The following is a 20,283-nucleotide window of genomic DNA, read 5'->3' as shown; positions in this document are numbered from 1 at the left end:
CTACTTTAATATACTTTATTATTAGCCTTTGCCAAATCATAAAAAATATGTACTTTTTTATAAAAATTGCTGTTTTAACATATTATAGTGCACTAAAAAACTAAGTCATAAAAGAGAAAAAAATAAATAAAAAACATAAAAAATCGGTAACATAAAAATGTTACCGATTTTTTATCATTACCAGCCTTGTTTAAAATTTAATACATCATCTGGAATATCACCTTGTTTATATTCCTGCATTGCTTCATCTATTATAACAAATGCTTTTTTGAATAAATTTTCATCAATATTCAAAGGTGGCTGTATTCTTAATATATTATCTGCTACAGAAATCATAAGCAAGCCTTTTTCATAAGCTCTATATAATATTTTAAATGTACCATTAGGGTCAGCCACTTTTTTTCCGTTTTGTTCTTTTACAATACCAATACCATAAGACAAGCCTAATCCATTCATTGTACTAATAATATCGCTATGTTTTTGCTTTAACATAGTAAATCCTTGTTGTAATATATTACAGTTTCTTTTTAATATATTTTGAAATTCTTCTGATTGCATATAATCAAAAGCTGCATTTCCTGCGGCACAAGCTATGGCATTTCCTCCTAATGTAAATAAATGTGCTGGTGCTTTTAAACAATCCATAATTTCCTCTTTTGCTATAAAAGCACCTAATGTCAAACTTGCTCCAATAAATTTACCCATAACAATACCATCTGGTATAATTCCATAATGTTCTATACTAAAAAATTTTCCTGTTCTATAAAATGCTTGTTGTACTTCTTCAGAAATAAATAAAATATTATATTTTTTACAAATTTCATACAATTTTTTTATAAATATAGGGTGTGCCGGCATTAACCCGCCATCTCCTTGTAGGGGTTCTATGATAACTGCTGCTACTTCTTCTGCTGGCAAATAAGTTGCAAAAGCCCTTTCCATCTCTTTTAAACATTCTCTTTCACATTCTTTATCATCTACATTTACATTAAAAAATGGAAAATGATAAATTTCTGGTAAAAAAGGCCCCATTTTAGCGTGCATACGTGGTGTACAAGTTGTCAAAGAAGAAGAACCATAGGTATTACCATAATAACCATTTAAAAATGTAATGATTTTAGTACGTCCTGTATATGCTCTTGCAAATTTTATTGCAGCATCATTTGCATCAGAACCACAATTACCAAATAATATTTTTGCCTTTACTCCTCCTGGATAAACAGAAGTAAGTTTTTCTGCATATTCAATCATAGTAGTACTATAAGTATATGCTACTGTATATTGTGTGCATTTTTTTAATTGCTGCTGTATTGCTTCTGTGACTTTTTCATTACTACTCCCCAAATTTAAAGATGATGCACTACTGAGAAAATCAATATATTCATTTCCATCTTCATCATAAATTATAGCATCTTTTGCACTTTCTACTACTAATGGAAAATAAGAAAGATGTTGTGTAGGTGCTACTACTTTTTTATCTCTTTCTACCCATTGCATACACTTCTGTGTTTTCATTTGTATTCACTCCTTATAAATAAATATACACTTACTCTTTTTTATATTCGTTTATTCTAGCACTATTTTTTTATTTTTGCAATAAAAAGCTATTTTTTGTCAAAAAAATACCATTTCTATCCATAAAATCAACTGCATTTTATATCAAAATAAAATAAAAAAGACAAGAATAAAATATTCTTGTCTGACATTTTTATCTATTTTTTTCAGCCTGCACTGCCTAATACACAAGTATTATCAAATGTAAACATTAATAAATCATGATTTAATGTGTTTTCTAGAAAACTATTTTCAACACTATCTAACGCTAGTGCTGCTTGGTCTAATGTTAATTGTGTAATATTTCCTACTTTAAAATTAACTTCTGCTTTTTCCAAATCTGATTTTGCTTTTTCTAAATCTGTTTGTAAATTTTTTCTTGCAGACTCTAATTGTTGTAATTGTATATAGGCCTGTCTAATACTTTTTTCTTTATCTTCTTTTGCATTTTTATAATCTCTTGCTGCATTTGTTGCTTCTAATTCTGTTGTTCTATATTGAGAACCTGTTGTATTAAGTGATATTGTTTTTGCAGAAAACTCTGCATTTTCTACTGCTATCTGCTGCATTTGCAAAGACTGGTCTGTAGAAAGTTTTCTATTGACATACATTTCTAAACTCATAGTCATTTCAAGAGGTGTATATTCCACTTCATTTACAATTTCATATCTGTCTTCTGGATTTGCACCAATCAAATCATTTAATGCAATATAAGCATTATCTATATTCATTTGTAATTGTTTTATTTGCTCAGCCATTTGTTGCGTTTGTCTGTTCAAATCTTCTAAATCTTTTTTACTCATTACACCAACCTGATTTTTAACATTTGCTTGAGTAAGAAGTTGTTTTTGCAAATTATAATTTTTTTGAAGTAAATCTAAATTACTCTGATTTAACAATATTGTAGTAAAAGAATTTTTAACTGCTGCCTGTATACCAATTTTAGTAACATCTTCTGTAATTTTAGAAATACGATAACTTGCATCTAATGAATAAATATTACTCAAATAAGCCAATCTTTGAGCACTTACTACAACTAATTGAGTATTATCACCAGGACGCACACCACCATCAAACAAATCTTCTTTAGTATCTAATGTTACATCAATTTGGTCAGCAATTTTTTTCAATGACGAAGCATTTTGAATTGCCATATCCACAGCTGTTTGATAATCTAATGACTGAATATCTAATGTAGTATCCTTTTTTTCTGCTGCAAACACCATACTGCTCATTAAAATGCTAACACAAAGCACAACAGAAATGATTTTTGTAACAGATAAAAAACTTTTTTTCATTTTTCATCACACCTCATTTTTTAAAATCAAATCGTATATCATCAATGACATCACCAGAGCCATCATTTACTCTTACTTGGAACTCCAGAGAACCTTTTGTATAATCATACTCTACGCCATCAAACAAAATATATCCTTCTTTTTTTTCATCTTCTCTTATATTTTCACTCCAAGCATCGTCCCATCTACCGCCAGCAAGAGATACATCAAACTCTTTATCATCTAATGTCAATTTAGCTTCATAAGGCATAATACTAATTTTATCTACATCAGTATTTTCTACTTTTAAATAGGTTCTAGTTCTTCTCATACCAGCATTTTCTTTATCATCCATCATAACCGTTTTGAGAGTAATTTCATACCCATCTTTATACACTGTTACAGGCAATTTATTATACACCACATAATCAGGGTCATCACTTCTATCCACATAAACAATTTTTTCGACTTCTTTTTCGACAACAGTTTCAATAACTTCAGGTTCAGGTGACACAACAGCAACTCTTTTCATAACAGGGTCAAAAGAAACCTGACATTCCAAAGTTTCCGCAGTAAATCGTAGTGGCACATAAATATACCCATTATAATTCAGCACAGGCTGATTAGAGGGAGAGGCAACAGTTTTGTCATCAACTTGGAACATCACATCAGCCATAATTTGAGCCTGCACTGTTTTATACACACTAGCAAATACAGTACTAGCCCCCATCACCATACTACCAGCAACAAATCCTAACACACCTATTTTCCAACTTTTCATAATAATCCTCCTTTCCTACTCATTATACGATATTTCTGCAATATAGTCTTCATAAAACACAAAAAAACACCTGTAAAATTCTGTAAAAACTATATTTTTAAATAGAGGTGGTAACTCATGCCACCACCCCAATATACTTAACAAACTGCTTTGACTTTAAAAGGCAAGATGTTTGGGGAGTGCAACTTCCCATTTTAATCCGCAAGGGGGGCTTTGCCCACCTGAGTAAAACAGCGAGTTTCAATGCTATTAAGCTTATGGAACAAGCTGTTTATACCTCTGTTACATCAAGTCGAAAACCTGTTTGCGACTTAGCGTTTCGATAAAATCGAAACGCAGAAAGGTGGTGACATAAGTCACCACCCCCACTTTATTTCAATTTACAATTTTCAAACATCAAATTAGTTTAATCTAGCTGTTTGAGTTGTAGCATCCCAAGAGATTTGGCTTTCAGATAATCCTAAAGCATATCCTAAATCTCTAAGAGGTAAGAATACACGACCATCTCTAATTTCAGGAGCTGCATTCAATGCTGTAGATACACCATTCATGTTAAGCACTTTGCTTCCAACTGTCATAGAGAATACTCTTTGACCGAAACCGATTGTACATGTCTTTGTAGCGTCATCCCATCTAACTGCTGCGATGTTGTTCAAAGATTCTGTTACGGCTCTAACTGGTAACATTGTGTAACCATCATTGTTGATGTATGCTGGAGGGCAAGCGCCGCCTTCCATTTCGCTCAATTTGATTTCTCTAGTACCTGCTGTGATTACATCAGAACCAACTGGTACTACGATACTTGTTGTAAATGTAGCATCGTCTTTGTCACGACCTGCTGTTACAACTTTTACGAAATCGTTCATTACTGTTACTTTAGCTGTTTCGAAGCTGTTAGCGTAATCATCGCCATCTTTATGGTAGTTGTTCATGAAGAATTCGTTGTCTGGTTCACCATATACTTTCAATTTGTAATCACCAGCTGCAAGACTTCTGTTCATGTACAAGCTCAATCCGGAAATTTTGATTTCTGCTGGAGTTTTGGAGCTTCTGCTATCAACTTTTACATAAAGAACGCCGTTTTTGTCATCTCCGCTGTCTTCTGTATCAACATAATCTCCGCCCAATTTAGCAAGTTTCATGTCGCCATTAACAACTTCAGCTTTTGCGCCACCTTCAAAACTCATTCTTTCGCCTTCAAGTTTGATTACGTCATCTTTAGCCCATAATCCTGCTTCTGGCTCAACGATTGTAATGTCAGCAACATCTGTGTTTCTGTAGTCAATTTTCAATTCATTTACTGTTGTTCTAACTTCGATAGGAGCTTTTACTGTAGCGATTGTAGCACTTACGCTTTGGTTAGCTACTGCTGGGCCACTCAATGTCATTACAACATCGCCTGTGAAGTCAGCTTCTGCGGATACATGTACACTGAATTCGAATTTTCTCTTTCTGTCTTTGTTGCTTCCGCTGCTTTCGAATATACCTTCTGGAAGGTCTTTGCTTGTAATTGTGATTTTTCCACCGTCAGCATCAACTGTGAAAGCATCTTTTACTTGGTTCAATGTACCTTGGAAGTTGTAAGCTTTGAAATCTTCTGTGATATCGTCAATGCTTCCGATTTTTTGTTCAGCATCGCCATTATCCATAACGAATTCTACACCTTCAGGTAATGTCAATTCCATTTTTCTATTGTCAATGAAAGAGTTAGCTACTGTTTCTTCGATAACTACTTTCAATGTTTGGTTGTCATATTTGCTGCTTGCTTTTGTACCTGCGTAAATAACTGGAAGTTCTTTATCTTCAGCTGTCATTTTTACGCCGTAATCTTCATAAGTACCAATTGTTACTGTTTGTTTGCTTGTTCCGCCACCGCTTACTGTGATTGTAGCTTCATCACCAAAGTCAGCACCGTCTTCAACGATTAACAAACCTGTAATTCTGTATTGAACAGCTTGTGTAGACTGTGTTCCACCTAATTGGATATAGATTTCATCACTGTCATCGCCTTTTGTGAATTTGTCTTCACATTTAGGGTCTGTGTATACGCTTTCTGTTAACTCTACATCTAAGTTGTTACCTGTAATTCTCTTAATAGAGAAGTTATTTCCTCTTTTCAATTTGAAGTCGCCGTTAACTCTCAATGATACAAGTCCGTCATCTTCTAATGTTCCAGGTACTAATTCTTCAATGTAGATGTTTTTCACTTCATCGCCATCATAGAAGCTTTGTGTTTTTTCGATTGTCAAGTTTGTATCTCCGTCAGCTGTTTTAGCAAATGTTTTGCCTTCGCTTGTAAACTCAGAGTTCAATGAGTCAATAGATACGCTTGCAACACCGCCTGTTGTTCTTACGAACAGAGGAATTCTCAATACATCGCCATCTTTGAATTTGTAACCATCTGTTGTTACGATAATTCTTGTGTCGGATTTTTTGTCAATAGTTACTTTTAATTCAGTACCGTTTACTGTTGTTGTGTATACACCAGCTACTGCTGTTGCACCATATTCAATTGCTTCAATTCCGCTATATTTATATACAACGTTATCAACACCATTTCCTGAAGTAACAAGTCCTGCTTTTCCATCTAATGCTATAATAGTATCTTCATAAGAAATACCACCAGCATTCAATAATGCTACACCAGCATTCCATCTAGCTTTAATTGCTGCATCAAAATCTGCTTTTGTTGTATTGCCTGCTGATACCTCATCTAATTCTTTTTGTTTTTGAGCTACAAGAGCTTCTTTTTCTTTTACAAGTTTTTCTGCATCTTCTACTGCTTTAGCTGCATCTTTTCTATTTTGTATCATAGCTGTTGCAGATGCTGTATTTCCAATAACTGGAATACCCATTTCGTCTACTTTCTTTTTAGCTGCTGCTATAGTATCATCATGTGATTTTACTACTCGTTGACCATTTTCCCAATCTTCATGTGCACTTGCTGCCTCAACACCAGCAGTTATCATATCTGTTGCTGCATCTACTGCTGCCTTAATAACTTCTTCTGTAGGATCTGTACTTTCATCTACTCCACTTACTGTTAAAGCATCTCCATTTTCACCTGCATAATAGTCTGATGTAAATACATGCTCAGTAATACTACCTTTATATTTACCACTAGCTTTAAAATCTCCACTTGTAGTTGCAACAGTTGGATCGTCTGGTTCAGTTGCACTAGCTCCACCAGTTGTATAAGCTTGATATATACTATCATTACCTGCTGCCTCTACTGCATCATTATATGCTTTTGCTGCTGCTTCCAATTCTGCATCAGTATATTTTTGCAATGCTTCATTTGCTTTTTTAGCCTCTTCTAATGTTTCTTGTGCATCAGCCAAACTCAATTGTGCACTGTTTAATGCTTCTTGTGCATCAGCTACACTTTGGTTATCAGCTGCACTAATATAATCTTGGTAAGCTTTAGCTTTCTTTGCTAAATCTTGTGCTGCTGCTAAGTAGTCTTGTTGTAATTTAGCAACATCACCACTTGGTGTAGAACCAGATGTACTACCACTTGTAGCATCTCCGCTTGCTGGTGCAAACTGTAAATATTCTTTCATTGTAGCGTCGTCTTCAACATATAATGTATCTCCGTCGTCGCCGTCCATTTCTAACCATTCAGCATTTTCAAGTGCTAATTCGAATGTTTGTTTTGTATCAATAAAGTCGTTGCTTGCTTCTAATAAAATGTATGGTACATCTCTGTAATCGCTACCTGCATCTTTTTTAGGTTTGAATTCTGTGTTTGCTGTTACTCTGATATTAGAGTGAGATGTTGTCAAATCACTGCTTGCAAATGCTGTTGCAGGTATCATGCTCAATGCCATGCTTGCTGCTAACGCAAATGATATAAACTTTTTCATTTTTTAATTTCCTCCTTTAATTTAAAAACCAATTTAGTGAGAATATTTGACGTTTATGAGAGTTCGACCTAGCCGTTACGCAGTAACGCAGAAGTAACTCGAATGTCAAATATTCGAACGGTTTTTCACGCTTGCGTGAAAAAAAATTCCTTTTTCAAATATTTGACGTTTATGAGAGTTCGACCTAGTCGTCATAAAATAACTCTCTCTGTCAAAATTCCTCTTTTAATAGTTGTCCTTTTGTGTGTAGAGTATTGCTTTTGCCCTAAGCGATTTGTTGCTTAGTATCCTTTTCAAAGGGTACCCCCTTGATACAAGTTGAATTATAACATCGCTTTTTTACTTCGTCAATAATTCTCCTTCAAGTGTAACAGTACTGTAATATTTATTCCCTCTCTCTAACGCTTTCTGGCGTTCCTCAGTTTACAGTCTGTTCTGTTTGGGCTTCTCTCCCTTTGCTGAACACATTATAACTTATCCTTTTTTTTTACGCAAGCCCTTTGCCTATCTTGTAACATAACTGTAAACTCTCTTAAATATCCCTGTAACTTTTCCCTATTTCCCTCCCCCTTTCTTCCTTATTAATGTCCCGTTTTTATGTCTTATTTTCTTTTTCTTTTTTCTGCCCTTTCCCCTTTCTAAATCGTAAAACGAATTTTTCTATAAAAGTTTTTTACATCGCCTTTTTTCAAAAATTGAGTAGCTTTGTACAAAGCCCAATGTCTTAACTTTTCCATCAAAATAGCACTTGCAGGAGTAAGTGCTACTCTGCCTATAAACTTCCTTTTGCATATCTTCCTTGTAAAAAACTCTATGTGCTTCCCCTAATAAAACATAAAAAAAGTTGAAAAAAAGAATTGAAAATGATATATTGTTAACATGGCGAAAGCCATAGAAAAGTACCCATGACAGGGTGGCCGCCTCCTTCCCTTACATTCTAATATTACATAGGAAAGGAGGTGACGCACATGACTGCTTTTGAAATCATTACGATTTTTATAGGTATATTAACTTTGTTATTTACCTTTGGCGGTTTTGTTATTGCGTTGCTTGCTTTTCTCAATAAGAGAAACAAGCATTAAAAAAGCCCATCCTGTCTCGACCACAGGATAGGCGGTGTCCCTAAGGGCACTTCACATTCTGGAGGCATCCACTTTTGGAGTGGGTGCTTTTCTTTTTTTCATTGTATCACATATATTTTCTGAATGCAATAAAAATTTTTATATAGTTTTCTACGCTCGCCCTTCGCAAGTGCTTTACAATTTACATAATTTTATGTTATACTTTTTTTATAAAAGAGGAGCAGTCACCATAAAGTGGTCGCCCTGCTTAGGATAGAAAACTACCCTAGCTTTACAGGAGCTTTTATGGGTAGTTTTTTAGTTACTTCTTTTTCATAAAAATAGCACTTACCCCTTCACAAGTGCTTTACAATTTTCATATTTTATGTTATACTTTTTTTATAAAAGAGGAGCAGTCACCACTTTGTGGTCGCTCTCAGTAGAGTAAAAAACTACCCTAGCTTTGCGAGAGCTTTTATGGGTAGTTTTTTGTTACTTCTTCTTCATCAAAAAAACACTTGCTCTCAACAACTGCTTTACAATTTACCTATTTTATGTTATACTTTTTTTATAAAAGAGGAGCAGTCACCACTTTGTGGTCGCCCTGCTTAGGATAGAAAACTACCCTAGCTTTACAGGAGCTATGATGGGTAGTTTTTTGTTACTTCTTCTTCGTCAAAAGAACGATGAGAGAAAGTAATGCTACAATAAAAGTACCAAAAGCAAGCATTAAATATATTGCTTCAAATACTGTCATTCGCATCGCCCCCTTTCCTCTTTTATGTAATAATAATACACACTAAGAGGGCGACCACCCGTCATGACTGCTATTTTTATAATAGCAATTTTTTTCCCTTTTTTCAACAAAAAATTCTTTTCTTTTTCTTATTGCTTTCTTTTTTCCAAAAAAACCTATTTTATAAATTTGTATAAATTTTGCAGTTTTACAAATACTATTGTCAAAAAATATAATACAAAAAAGCGGTGATTTTCTGCCGCTATGAAATAGGAGGAAATTATCATGAAAGCAACTGGTATAGTTAGAAGAATTGACGACTTAGGTAGAGTTGTTATTCCTAAAGAAATTAGAAGAACATTAAGAATACGAGAGGGCGACCCTTTAGAAATATTTACAGATAGAGAAGGCGAAATTATATTGAAAAAATATTCCCCTATAGGAGAATTAGGTGCTTTTGCTCGAGAATATGCTGAGTCACTCGCTCAAACTGCTGGGCATCTTACCTGCATTGTTGACAAAGACCAAATTATTGCTGTTTCTGGTGGCAGCAAAAAAGAATTTTTTGAAAAACACATCAGCGGAGAATTAGAACAATGTATTAATCAAAGAACAACTGTTATAGCTGATAGAAAAGAAAATACTTTTATTCCTATGTTAGAAGATAACGAAACTGAAAATTACAATTATCAGCTCATTACCCCTATTATTTCTGAAGGCGACGCTATGGGTGCTGTTATATTTCTTTCCCAAGATAAAAAAATGGGAGAATTAGAAGGCAAATTAGCACAATCTGCTGCCGGTTTTTTAGGCAAGCAAATGGAACAATAACATTATCTCTTTTAAGAGCCATTCGTGGCTCTTTTATTATTATAGTAAAATTATATAAAAATATTTTTTGTGCTATGTTTTCTTTGACATAACTTGACACATATCTTATAATACACCTATACAACACTTTTATTATTATTATTGTTGTTTTCTATGTATTAATTAAATCTATATCTATCTCTACACAAGTATATTTAAAAAAGGAGTGTGTCATTAATGAAGCATTTTGACAGTAACGTTGAGTATATCAAATATCTTGTAAACAAAGAAATTGCATCTCGCTTTTTTCAGGGTACTCTCACAGAAAGCGAAGACTCTTATCAAGAAATTGCAAAATCAATTATCCCTGGTCCAAAAGCACAATTTCGTTGTTGCATCTACAAAGAACGTCATATTATACAAGACCGTGTTGGTCTTGTTTTAAAACCTACCAAAGATGACAGAGTAATCAATGTTTTAGACTCAGCCTGTGACGAATGTCCTATTGACCGTTTTGTTGTTACAGAAGCTTGTCGTGGTTGCATTAGTCACAAATGTAAAGAAGTTTGTCCAAAACACGCTATCACAATTGTTAATCATCGTTCTTACATCAATCAAGAAATTTGTATTGAATGTGGCAAATGTAAAGAAGTTTGTCCTTTTAATGCTATCAGTGAAGTAAAACGTCCTTGTGTTCGTGCTTGTCCTGTAAATGCTGTTTCTATGGACGACAATCGTAAATCTAAAATTGACCATAACAAATGCGTTTCTTGTGGCTCTTGTGTTTATCAATGTCCTTTTGGTGCTATTGTTGACAAAACATACATAAAAGAAGTTCTTAGTCTTATCAAAGAGTCTTGGAACAACACAAACTACAAAGTATTTGCTGTAATAGCACCTGCTATTGCCAGCCAATTCCCAGAATATAAACTTGGTCAAGTTTTTACTGCTATTAAAAATTTAGGTTTTTACGACATTGCAGAAGCATCACTTGGTGCTGACATGGTTTCTCTTTATGAAGCAAAAGAGTTTGCAGAAACTGTAGAAGAAAAAGGTTGGAAAACTTCTTCTTGTTGTCCTGCTTTTGTTGATTTTGTAAAAAGACATTATCCACAATTAATGCCTCATGTATCTACTGCAGTTTCTCCTATGATTGCGGTTTCCAGAATGATTAAATATCAGCATCCAGATGCAAAAATTGTATTTATAGGGCCCTGTACAGCAAAAAAAGTAGAAATAAAACAACATGATATAAAAGACGCTATTGATATTGTACTAACATTTGAAGAATTACAATCTGTATTAGATGCTAAAAATATCAATATCGCAGAATTAGAAGAAATGTCACTTCAAAACACACAATACTGTACTTCTTCTTATTATGGTAGAGTATTTGGTAGAACTGGTGGTGTAACAGAAGGTGTTGTTCAAGCAAAAGAAATACAAAATATAGATGTAGAAATAAAACCTGTTCGTTGTAATGGTTTAGATGAATGTGCAAAAGCATTACGTCTTGCTGCTGTTGGCAAATTAAACGGCAACTTTATTGAAGGTATGGCCTGCAAAAATGGTTGTACTGGTGGTGCTGCTTCTATGTGTCATGCTGTAAAAGGCATCAATGATGTTACACAATACGGAAAATCTGCTACTTCTGCAAACAGTTTAGAAGCACTAAACGGTTTTGACCTTTCTCTTATCAATATGGAAAGAGATTACGATAAAGCATAATAGCATAGCAAATCTGTTCACTTCATTACTATGAAAAACAGTAATAACTTTTTATGAAGGAACTGTAACAGTTCCTTCCTTTTTTATCACATAAATTTTATCAAATGAAAGGAGAAGCTGCTTTATAAAATCATTTTATTTTTTAACATTATGAGCAGCAACACTATTATGAAAAACAAATTAAAACCTATTTTTAGTATTTTACTATTGATTACTTTACTCTTTAATATGGTAGCTTGTTCTGATAATTCTAGTACAGCAGCAGAACAGCCAGATGTCATTGAAAATGCAGACAAAACGCCTGTTTCTGTTGCTGTTTTAAAAGGGCCTACAGGAATTGGTGCTGTACAATTATTAGATGCTACTGATTTATCAAACGATTATACATTTGAAATTTCTTCTGCACCAGATGAAGTAATGGCAGAACTTATAAATGGAGGAGTAGATATTGCAGCACTACCTACAAACATCGCTGCTGCTGTTTATAACAAATCAGAACACGAAATTTCTATTGCTGCTATAAACACATTAGGTGTATTGCACATTTTAGAACGTGGTGACACAATACAATCTATTTCAGATTTAGAAGGCAAAACAATTTATGCTACAGGACAAGGCTCTACTCCAGAATATGTACTAAACTATATTTTACAAAAAAATAATATTGAAAATGTAACAGTAGAATATATGACAGAACATGCTGAACTTGCTGCTGCTTTATTAGCAGGTGATGTCAACATTGCACTTTTACCAGAACCTAATGTTACAGCTGTTTTATTAAAAGATGATACTATACGTCAAGCACTTGATTTAACACAGCAATGGGACAATACGCAAAAACTTAATTCTTTACAGACATCACAGCTTGCTATGGGTTGTATTGTAGCAAGAAAAGAATTTATTGAAAACAATAAGCAAGCATTTGAAAACTTTTTAAAAGAATATGAAAACTCTGTAAATTATGTTAATGCCAATATTGCAGAAGCTGCTACTTTAGTACAGCAATATGGTATTATGGAAAATGCTGCTGCTGCAGAAAAAGCAATACCTAACTGTAATATTGTTTTTATTTCTGGAGAAGAAATGAAAAATGCTTTACAAGGTTTTTATCAAGTTTTATTTGATGCAAATCCAAAATCTATAGGAGGCGTATTGCCTGATGAAGATTTTTATTATACAAAATAAAAAACTGATTTCTAAAACAGTCATACTATTTGTATGGCTGTTATTTTGGCAATTTTTATTTGTTATCATAAATAAAGAAATACTTATTGCTTCTCCTATTAGTGTTTTAAAAACTTTTTTTTCACTTAGTTTAGAATTTTCTTTTTGGTATACTATATTCTGTTCTATGATACGTATATTGACAGGTTATTTATTTTCTGTTTTTTTAGGCATATTATTTGCTATACTTTGTTATCGCAGTAAAATATTACATGACTTTTTCTCCCCTGCTATACATACCATGAAAGCAACTCCTGTTGCCTCTTTTAGCATATTAGTACTTTTATGGATAAAAACAGACTTTGTACCCATTGTTATATCGTTTTTGATGGTATTTCCTTTAATATGGACAAATATCAGCATTGGTATAGAACAAACACAAAAACAATATTTAGAAATGGCAAAAGTATATCGTTTTTCTTATTTTAAAACTTATCGTTATATATACATTCCTTCTATACTTCCTTATTTTATATCTGCTTGTCATGCAGGTATAGGTATGGCTTGGAAAGCAGGTATTGCAGCAGAAGTAATATGCACTCCTAATGCTTCTATAGGCAGAAAAATTTATGAAACAAAAATTTATTTAGAAACATCAGAGTTATTTGTATGGACAATTTGTGCTATACTATTTAGTATACTTTTAGAAAAATGCTTTTTATATTTACTTTATTATATTAGTAGAAAGATGGGTATTTCATATGAAAACAAAAACAATGCTACAATTTGAAAATGTAACATTTCGCTACGATACTACTATATTACAGCAATTTTGTTGTTGTTTTGACAAGCAAGGTATTTATTGCATATTAGGAAAAAGCGGCTGTGGCAAAACAACATTTTTTAAATTAATAAGCGGTTTACTTCTTCCTCAAAAAGGATTTATTTATCACAATGCTTCAAAAATTTCGTTTCTTTTTCAAGAAAACAGACTACTACCTTGGTTCACTATTTTAGACAATATGACTATTGTCAATACTGACAAAAAATACTGCATCTCTATATTAGAACAATTAGATTTATTTGGTATAGAAAATAAATTACCTTCTGAATTAAGCGGAGGTATGCTCAGGCGTGTTGCTTTAGCAAAAGCGATTGTTTATGATGGTGATATATTCCTTTTAGATGAACCTTTTACTGGTATAGATTTAGAAAGAAAACAACAAATCATACCATTTTTACAGCAAAAAATGCAAAATAAAATTTGCCTTATTATTACACACAACATAGAAGAAGCGACTGCTCTTTCTCCTCATTTATTTATACTTCAAAAACATACTTTAAAAGCAGTTACTTCAAATAATTTTGTCGAATTCATACATTGAAAATACCTTGCTTTTTATACTGCAACAGCTATAATTAAATCATATTACACACATTATATAACACTATCATTTATAATAACCCTCGTCTTTTTTAGACAGAGGGTAATTACTAATGTTATTAAATATTGTTTGTTATAGGTAAATTTATAAAATAAATTTACTTAATACATTTAATTTCGTACTACTTTTCATGCAAAAAAGAGGTATATAACTGTTAATAAAAACTTATAAAAAACTATATAAAGTGTTGAGTTTGCAGGAAGAATTAATAAAGGATTTCATTCAAATAATAACGTTTTTTAGTTGTAAATTACAATGTAAGAGAGCCAATATTAAGGAGTTGATAGAAGATGATAAAAACATTCAAAGTTAAGCTACTCCCTAATAACAAGCAACAGACTAGGCTTTTTCAATTCTGTGGCACAAAAAGATTTGCTTATAACTGGGCATTAAAAAAACAACAAGAAAACTATAAAAACGGTGGAAACTTTATCAGTGATAGCGAACTTAGGAAACAGTTTACTATATTAAAACAAGAAGAAGAATATAAATGGCTAAATACTATTAGCAATAATGTTACCAAACAAGCTATTAAAGATTGTTGTATAGCTTATAAAAATTTCTTTCATCACAGAGCTGATTTTCCTAAGTTCAAAAGCAAGAAAAAAGATACACCAAGTTTTTACGTTGATACTGATAAAATTAAGTTTACAGATACTCATGTTAAGCTAGAAAAGATTTCTTTATCAACAAAAAAGAACAAGGCTAAAATGAATTTTATCAAACTAGCTGAAAAAGATAAGATACCAACAGATTGTAAATATATCAATCCTCATGTAGTATATGACGGAGTTAATTGGTATATATGTATAGGTATTGAAACAGAAAAAGAATTAAAACCAATATCACTTAATGAAGGTGTCGGAATTGATTTAGGCATCAAATATTTAGCTATTTGTTCTGATGGGAACAAATACAAAAATGTAAATAATACTAGCAGAGTTAAAAAATTAGAAAAGAAAAAACGTAGGTTGCAACGTAGTATATCAATAAAATACGAAAGGAATAAGGAGGGAGAGAGTTACAAGAAAACAAGCAACATTATAAAAAGTGAAAGAGAATTGCGAAAGATTTGTAATAGACTATCAAACATCAGAAATGACTATTTACACAAAACAACTACTGAAATGATAAAACGAGAACCAAGCTATATCGTTTTAGAGGACTTAAATGTAAGTGGTATGATGAAAAATAAGCATTTATCAAAAGCAGTTCAAGAACAAAAATTCTATGAGTTTAGAAAACAAATTGAGTACAAAGCTAGTTGGAGCAATATAGAAGTAATATTTGCCGATAGATTTTATCCAAGTAGTAAAAGATGTTACTGCTGTGGTAATATTAAAAAAAACTTAAAGCTAAGTGATAGAGTGTATGTATGTGATAAATGTGGTATAAAGATAGATAGAGATTTTAATGCAAGTCTTAATCTAAAAAACTATTATTGTAATCTACAAAATAACACCTAAAAGTTAATGTAGATATGTACGGCGAGTTACGTCGGAATTTACGTCTGTGGAGTGTACAAGAACTTGTGAGTAGCCTAGGCAAAAGCATACACAATGAAGCAGAAATGAAACAGAAGAGTTTTATAAAATAGCAATATTTTTGTTAACTTTTTATAAGTTTTCAGTAACGGTAGCTTATGAATTTATTATACTTACTACCATTTTTAAAAAAAAACAGAGGTGATAAAAATATGATTATAATTGTAGGTCTAGGAAATCCTGGCAAAGAATATGATAAAACAAAACACAATGTAGGTTTTTGGGTGATTGACCAACTTGCAAAACAATATCATATTGATGTAACAAAATTTAAACACAAAGCTCTTATAGGTGATGGCATAATATTAGGTAAAAAAGTGCTTCTTGTAAAACCTCAAACCTATATGAATTTAAGCGGAGAAAGCATAAGAGAAATATTAAAATTTTATAAAATACCATTAGAACAATTTTATGTAATATACGATGATACCAGTTTACCTCTTAGTACTGTACGCATTAGAGAAAAAGGAAGTGCAGGCGGTCATAATGGTATCAAAAACATTATTGCTCATTTAGGTACAGAAGATTTTGTTCGTATTAAAGTAGGTATTGGCGAAAAACCAAACGGTTGGGATTTAGCAGATTATGTGCTTGCTAAATTTTCAAAAGATGAACAACCACTTATACTTAGTGGTATAGACAAAGCCTGTCATGCTATAGAAATTATTTTGACAAAAGACATAAAAGAAGCTATGAACCAAACAAATCAAAAACTAAAAAAAGAAAATAAAAAAGCAAAACCTTCTCATCAAAATGAGGTGATTTCTTGAATACTCTTTTTGAACCTTTATTAGAATTACAACAATATCAACAAATGTTACAAAATATTGCACAAAACAATACCCCTATATTAGCTTCTGGTATTATTGATATACAATTAACACATATGATAGCAGCAATTTGTCATCATAGCAATCGCCCTGCTATCATATTGACATACAGTGAATTAAAAGCACGTGAAATCTATGAAAATTTTCGTTTTTTTCACAAAGATACCTGTTTTTATCCAGCAAAGGATTTACTTTTTTATAGTGCTGATGTACGCAGTCAAGCTATCACTTGTCAACGTTTTTCCGTAATACATCGTTACATTGCAGGAGAAAAACCTATACTTGTGCTTTCTATAGAAGCACTTCTTGACAAAATGCCTCCTAAAGAAATTTTTTCTTCTTTTATACTACAATTAAAAGAAGGTGATGTAATTGATACTCAAAAATTATTACAAAAACTGATACAAATGGGATACGAACGTACAGAATTAGTAGAAGCAGCAGGACAATTTGCTGTAAGAGGAGGTATTATAGATATTTATTCCCCAACGGCAGAACAAACATTTCGTATTGAACTTTGGGATAATGAAATTGACTCTATTCGTCTTGTTAATACAAACACACAACGCTCTACTGAAAAAGTAAATCATATCTCTATTTTCCCTATGAGAGAATTAGTATATGACAGTGAAACTGCTTCTATTGCTATAGAAAAAATAGAAAAAGAATATCAATATACCATACAGCAATTTGAAAAACAAGAACTTTATGATTATGCTCAACGTTTAAAAGAAATAACACTTCCTATATTAGAAGCATTGAAATTAGGACAAAATCATAGCAACATTAACAACTATATGCCTTATTTTTATGAAAATACAGTATCTCTTTTAAGTTATATTTCAAAAGATACTCTTTTATTTTTTGACGAACCAGACAAACTACAACAGCATATCAATACCATATTAGCAGAATACAGCGAAAGCATGAAACAACGTATTGAAAAAGGATATATACTTCCTACACAGAGTAATCTTCTTTTTGACTATACTCATATTTTAAAAGAGGCTTGTTCTTTTTCTCAAATTCTTCTCACAACAATATCCCAAAAAGCCCCTTGTTTTACTGTAAAAGATACTTTTTTCTTTTCTGTAAAATCTGCTCCTGCTTTTCAAAAAAGAATTGACTTATTTTGTGATGAAATTGATATGCTTAAAAAATCAAATTATCGCATTGTGATACTAGCTGGAGGTCGTACTTATTGTGAAAGAGTTGTAAAAGAATTGGCAGAAAGAAATATTAATTCTTTTTATAGCGAAACATTTGACAAAACAATACCTAAAGGCACCGTTATGGTGGCGTCTGGTAAATTAAATCAAAGTTTTTATTATCAAGATATTGCTTTTGCTATTTTTTCCGACAAAGAATTCTATGGGGAAGCAAATCGTAAAAAAAGACGCAATAAATCCAAAAAAGGGACACCTATAGAAAGTTTTACAGATTTAAAAACAGGTGATTACGTTGTACACGATAATCATGGTATTGGTGTTTTTCAAGGTCTTGAAAAAATTACTGTAGATGGTATCAACAAAGACTATATGAAAATATCTTATGCTAATGGTGGAAATTTATTTGTTCCTGTCAATCAAATGAATTTAATACAGAAATATATTGGTAATCATGGCGTTACTCCAAAACTGAATAAATTAGGAGGACAAGAATGGAAAAAGGCAAAAACAAAAGCTCGTTCTGCTATCAAAATATTAGCACAAGATTTAGTAGCTCTTTATGCCAAAAGAGCAAATACAAAAGGTTTTTTATATTCTCCAGATACTTTATGGCAAAAAGAATTTGAAGAAGGATTTTCTTTTGAAGAAACAGAAGACCAATTATATGCTATAGAAGATATAAAAAGAGATATGCAAAGTGGCAAAGTAATGGACAGACTAATATGCGGTGATGTTGGTTATGGCAAAACAGAAGTTGCTATTAGAGCAGCTTTTAAAACAGTACAAGATAGTAAACAAGTAGCTTATTTAGTGCCAACTACTATACTTGCTCAACAACATTACAACACCTTTTTACAAAGAATGTCTGGTTATCCTATCAAAATAGGTTTGCTTTCTCGTTTTCGTACTCCAAAGCAACAAAAAGAAACATTGGAGGGTTTAAAAAACGGTATTGTAGATATTGTAATAGGTACTCATCGCATTTTATCAAAAGATGTCATTTTTAAAGATTTAGGTCTTGTGATTGTGGACGAAGAACAACGTTTTGGTGTTGGACACAAAGAAAAATTAAAATCTTTTCGTGAAAATGTAAATGTACTGACACTTACAGCAACACCTATTCCTCGTACGCTTCACATGAGCCTTTCTGGTATTCGTGACATGAGTATATTAGAAGAGCCTCCTCAAGAACGTTATCCTATACAAACTTATGTTTTAGAAAGTAATCCTGCTTTTGTAAGAGAGGCAATTCATAGGGAATTGGCAAGAGGAGGTCAAGTATATTATCTATTTAATCGTGTACAAAATATTGTAGAAGAAACACTTCATTTACAAAAATTAGTTCCTGAGGCAAAAATTAATTATGCTCATGGTCAAATGACAGAAAGAGAACTTGAAAATATTATGTCTGACTTTATAGAAGGAGAAATTGACGTTCTTGTTTGTACTACTATTATTGAAACAGGACTAGATATTTCAAATACAAATACTATCATAATACAAGATGCTGACCGCATGGGACTTTCTCAACTATATCAATTAAGAGGGCGTGTTGGTCGTTCCAATAGAATGGCATATGCTTATTTAATGTATCATAAAGACAAAGTATTACAAGAAACAGCAGAAAAAAGATTACAAACAATACGTGAATTTACAGAATTTGGTTCAGGTTTTAAAATTGCTATGAGAGATTTAGAAATCAGAGGTGCTGGTAATCTTTTAGGGGCAGAACAACATGGTCATATGGAAGCAATAGGATATGATATGTACTGTCGTCTTTTAGAAGAAGAAATACAAAATATAAAAGGAGAACCTAAACAAGAACATTTTGAAACTACTATTGATTTAAATATTAATGCTTATATCCCTGATTTTTATATCAAAAATCAAGAGCAACGTATGGAAATGTACAAAAAAATCGCTACTGTTTCCAATCAGTATGATTATTACAATATACAGGAAGAATTAGAAGACCGTTTTGGAAATTTACCCAAAAGTGTTCAAACACTTTTAGATGTTGTACTTTTAAAAGCAGATGCACATCATTTAGGTATATTATCTATTGTACAAAAAATAAACAGCATATTATTACAATTAAAATCAGAAGCAAATATAAAACCAGAAAATATTACTGCACTGATTGCAAACGGAAAAGGAAAATACTTTTTTACTGCTGGTGCTTCTCCTTATATTACTATGAAATTTACTCAAAAAGAAAAAGAAAGTGTCATATTAGACAATATTAAAATATTATTACAAGCATTGAAATGCTAGGATTTTTTATTTTTCTAGTGTATAATGAAAAATATACAGTAGAA

The 20,283-nt window shown here is 32.1% G+C and carries 14 protein-coding genes and 1 pseudogene; 10 read left to right on the top strand and 5 right to left on the bottom strand.

Translation table 11 applies throughout. From position 1 onward, the window contains the following. Positions 1–177 precede the first annotated feature (177 nt). From C820_RS05090 to C820_RS05075, 4 genes are all read right to left on the bottom strand, one after another. A complete protein-coding gene (locus C820_RS05090; RefSeq protein ID WP_004037572.1) occupies positions 178–1,515 on the bottom strand; it encodes an aminotransferase class III-fold pyridoxal phosphate-dependent enzyme in 1,338 nt (445 codons plus the stop codon). A gap of 206 nt (positions 1,516–1,721) precedes the next feature. Beyond that, a complete protein-coding gene (locus C820_RS05085) occupies positions 1,722–2,852 on the bottom strand; it encodes a TolC family protein (RefSeq protein WP_004037574.1) in 1,131 nt (376 codons plus the stop codon). A 13-nt stretch (positions 2,853–2,865) separates the two neighbouring features. Continuing rightward, the gene (locus C820_RS05080) at positions 2,866–3,612 is read right to left on the bottom strand and encodes a stalk domain-containing protein (RefSeq protein ID WP_004037576.1); all 747 of its coding nucleotides are present in this window, start codon (positions 3,610–3,612) and stop codon (positions 2,866–2,868) included. A gap of 401 nt (positions 3,613–4,013) precedes the next feature. Beyond that, the gene (locus C820_RS05075; protein ID WP_004037578.1) at positions 4,014–7,478 is read right to left on the bottom strand and encodes a stalk domain-containing protein; all 3,465 of its coding nucleotides are present in this window, start codon (positions 7,476–7,478) and stop codon (positions 4,014–4,016) included. 968 nt (positions 7,479–8,446) lie between these two features. Between C820_RS05075 and C820_RS05070 the strand changes: the two genes are divergently transcribed. Then, positions 8,447–8,560: a putative holin-like toxin gene (locus tag C820_RS05070; RefSeq protein ID WP_242824499.1), complete on the top strand. Its 114-nt coding sequence runs from the start codon at positions 8,447–8,449 to the stop codon at positions 8,558–8,560. A 640-nt stretch (positions 8,561–9,200) separates the two neighbouring features. On the opposite strand, the gene C820_RS05065 is transcribed toward C820_RS05070, so the two are convergent. Continuing rightward, on the bottom strand, positions 9,201–9,296 hold the full coding sequence (locus tag C820_RS05065) for a putative holin-like toxin (protein ID WP_207635784.1): 96 nt from the start codon (positions 9,294–9,296) through the stop codon (positions 9,201–9,203). Positions 9,297–9,560: 264 nt separating this feature from the next. Here C820_RS05065 and spoVT point away from each other — a divergent pair, with 264 nt between their 5' ends. From spoVT to mfd, 9 genes and pseudogenes are all read left to right on the top strand, one after another. Further along, the gene (spoVT, locus tag C820_RS05060) at positions 9,561–10,106 is read left to right on the top strand and encodes a stage V sporulation protein T (RefSeq protein WP_004037580.1); all 546 of its coding nucleotides are present in this window, start codon (positions 9,561–9,563) and stop codon (positions 10,104–10,106) included. A 216-nt stretch (positions 10,107–10,322) separates the two neighbouring features. Next, positions 10,323–11,813 carry a 4Fe-4S dicluster domain-containing protein gene (locus C820_RS05055; protein WP_004037582.1) on the top strand — a complete coding sequence of 497 codons (1,491 nt, stop codon included), beginning with the start codon at positions 10,323–10,325 and terminating at the stop codon, positions 11,811–11,813. Between the two features lie 168 nt (positions 11,814–11,981). Next, complete coding sequence (locus C820_RS05050; RefSeq protein ID WP_004037584.1) at positions 11,982–12,998, top strand: ABC transporter substrate-binding protein; 1,017 nt, start codon at positions 11,982–11,984, stop codon at positions 12,996–12,998. Beyond that, positions 12,973–13,767 (top strand): ABC transporter permease, encoded by a 795-nt coding sequence (locus C820_RS05045; RefSeq protein ID WP_004037586.1) that lies wholly within the window; start codon positions 12,973–12,975, stop codon positions 13,765–13,767. The genes C820_RS05050 and C820_RS05045 overlap by 26 nt, the downstream gene beginning before the upstream one ends. Then, positions 13,739–14,362, top strand: a complete 624-nt coding sequence (locus C820_RS05040) for an ATP-binding cassette domain-containing protein (protein ID WP_004037588.1) — start codon at positions 13,739–13,741, stop codon at positions 14,360–14,362. Before C820_RS05045 ends, C820_RS05040 begins: the two co-directional genes overlap by 29 nt. Positions 14,363–14,612: 250 nt before the next feature. Continuing rightward, a pseudogene (locus C820_RS05035) lies at positions 14,613–14,735 on the top strand (IS607 family transposase); the annotation flags it as partial. Next, positions 14,713–15,888: an RNA-guided endonuclease InsQ/TnpB family protein gene (locus C820_RS05030; protein ID WP_004037590.1), complete on the top strand. Its 1,176-nt coding sequence runs from the start codon at positions 14,713–14,715 to the stop codon at positions 15,886–15,888. The pseudogene C820_RS05035 and the gene C820_RS05030, both read left to right, overlap by 23 nt. Before the next feature lie 230 nt (positions 15,889–16,118). Continuing rightward, complete coding sequence (gene pth / locus C820_RS05025; protein WP_004037592.1) at positions 16,119–16,736, top strand: aminoacyl-tRNA hydrolase; 618 nt, start codon at positions 16,119–16,121, stop codon at positions 16,734–16,736. Then, a complete protein-coding gene (gene mfd, locus C820_RS05020; protein ID WP_004037594.1) occupies positions 16,733–20,239 on the top strand; it encodes a transcription-repair coupling factor in 3,507 nt (1,168 codons plus the stop codon). Before pth ends, mfd begins: the two co-directional genes overlap by 4 nt. Positions 20,240–20,283: the final 44 nt, after the last annotated feature.

It is taken from the genome of Clostridium sp. MD294 (assembly GCF_000364165.2).
In the GTDB taxonomy this organism is placed as follows: domain Bacteria; phylum Bacillota; class Clostridia; order Lachnospirales; family Anaerotignaceae; genus Coprocola.
Note: the sequence above shows the minus strand (reverse complement) of the source record. Positions and strands in the feature narration are given on the sequence as shown.

Bases quoted from the DNA above. Each gene is read 5' to 3' on its own strand.
- C820_RS05055 (WP_004037582.1), top strand. From the start codon at position 10,323: ATGAAGCATTTTGACAGTAACGTTGAGTATATCAAATATCTTGTAAAC.
- spoVT (WP_004037580.1), top strand. From the start codon at position 9,561: ATGAAAGCAACTGGTATAGTTAGAAGAATTGACGACTTAGGTAGAGTT.
- C820_RS05065 (WP_207635784.1), bottom strand. From the start codon at position 9,296: ATGACAGTATTTGAAGCAATATATTTAATGCTTGCTTTTGGTACTTTT.
- C820_RS05085 (WP_004037574.1), bottom strand. From the start codon at position 2,852: ATGAAAAAAAGTTTTTTATCTGTTACAAAAATCATTTCTGTTGTGCTT.
- C820_RS05070 (WP_242824499.1), top strand. From the start codon at position 8,447: ATGACTGCTTTTGAAATCATTACGATTTTTATAGGTATATTAACTTTG.
- C820_RS05030 (WP_004037590.1), top strand. From the start codon at position 14,713: ATGATAAAAACATTCAAAGTTAAGCTACTCCCTAATAACAAGCAACAG.
- C820_RS05040 (WP_004037588.1), top strand. From the start codon at position 13,739: ATGAAAACAAAAACAATGCTACAATTTGAAAATGTAACATTTCGCTAC.
- C820_RS05050 (WP_004037584.1), top strand. From the start codon at position 11,982: ATGAAAAACAAATTAAAACCTATTTTTAGTATTTTACTATTGATTACT.
- C820_RS05090 (WP_004037572.1), bottom strand. From the start codon at position 1,515: ATGAAAACACAGAAGTGTATGCAATGGGTAGAAAGAGATAAAAAAGTA.
- C820_RS05075 (WP_004037578.1), bottom strand. From the start codon at position 7,478: ATGAAAAAGTTTATATCATTTGCGTTAGCAGCAAGCATGGCATTGAGC.
- C820_RS05045 (WP_004037586.1), top strand. From the start codon at position 12,973: ATGAAGATTTTTATTATACAAAATAAAAAACTGATTTCTAAAACAGTC.
- C820_RS05080 (WP_004037576.1), bottom strand. From the start codon at position 3,612: ATGAAAAGTTGGAAAATAGGTGTGTTAGGATTTGTTGCTGGTAGTATG.
- pth (WP_004037592.1), top strand. From the start codon at position 16,119: ATGATTATAATTGTAGGTCTAGGAAATCCTGGCAAAGAATATGATAAA.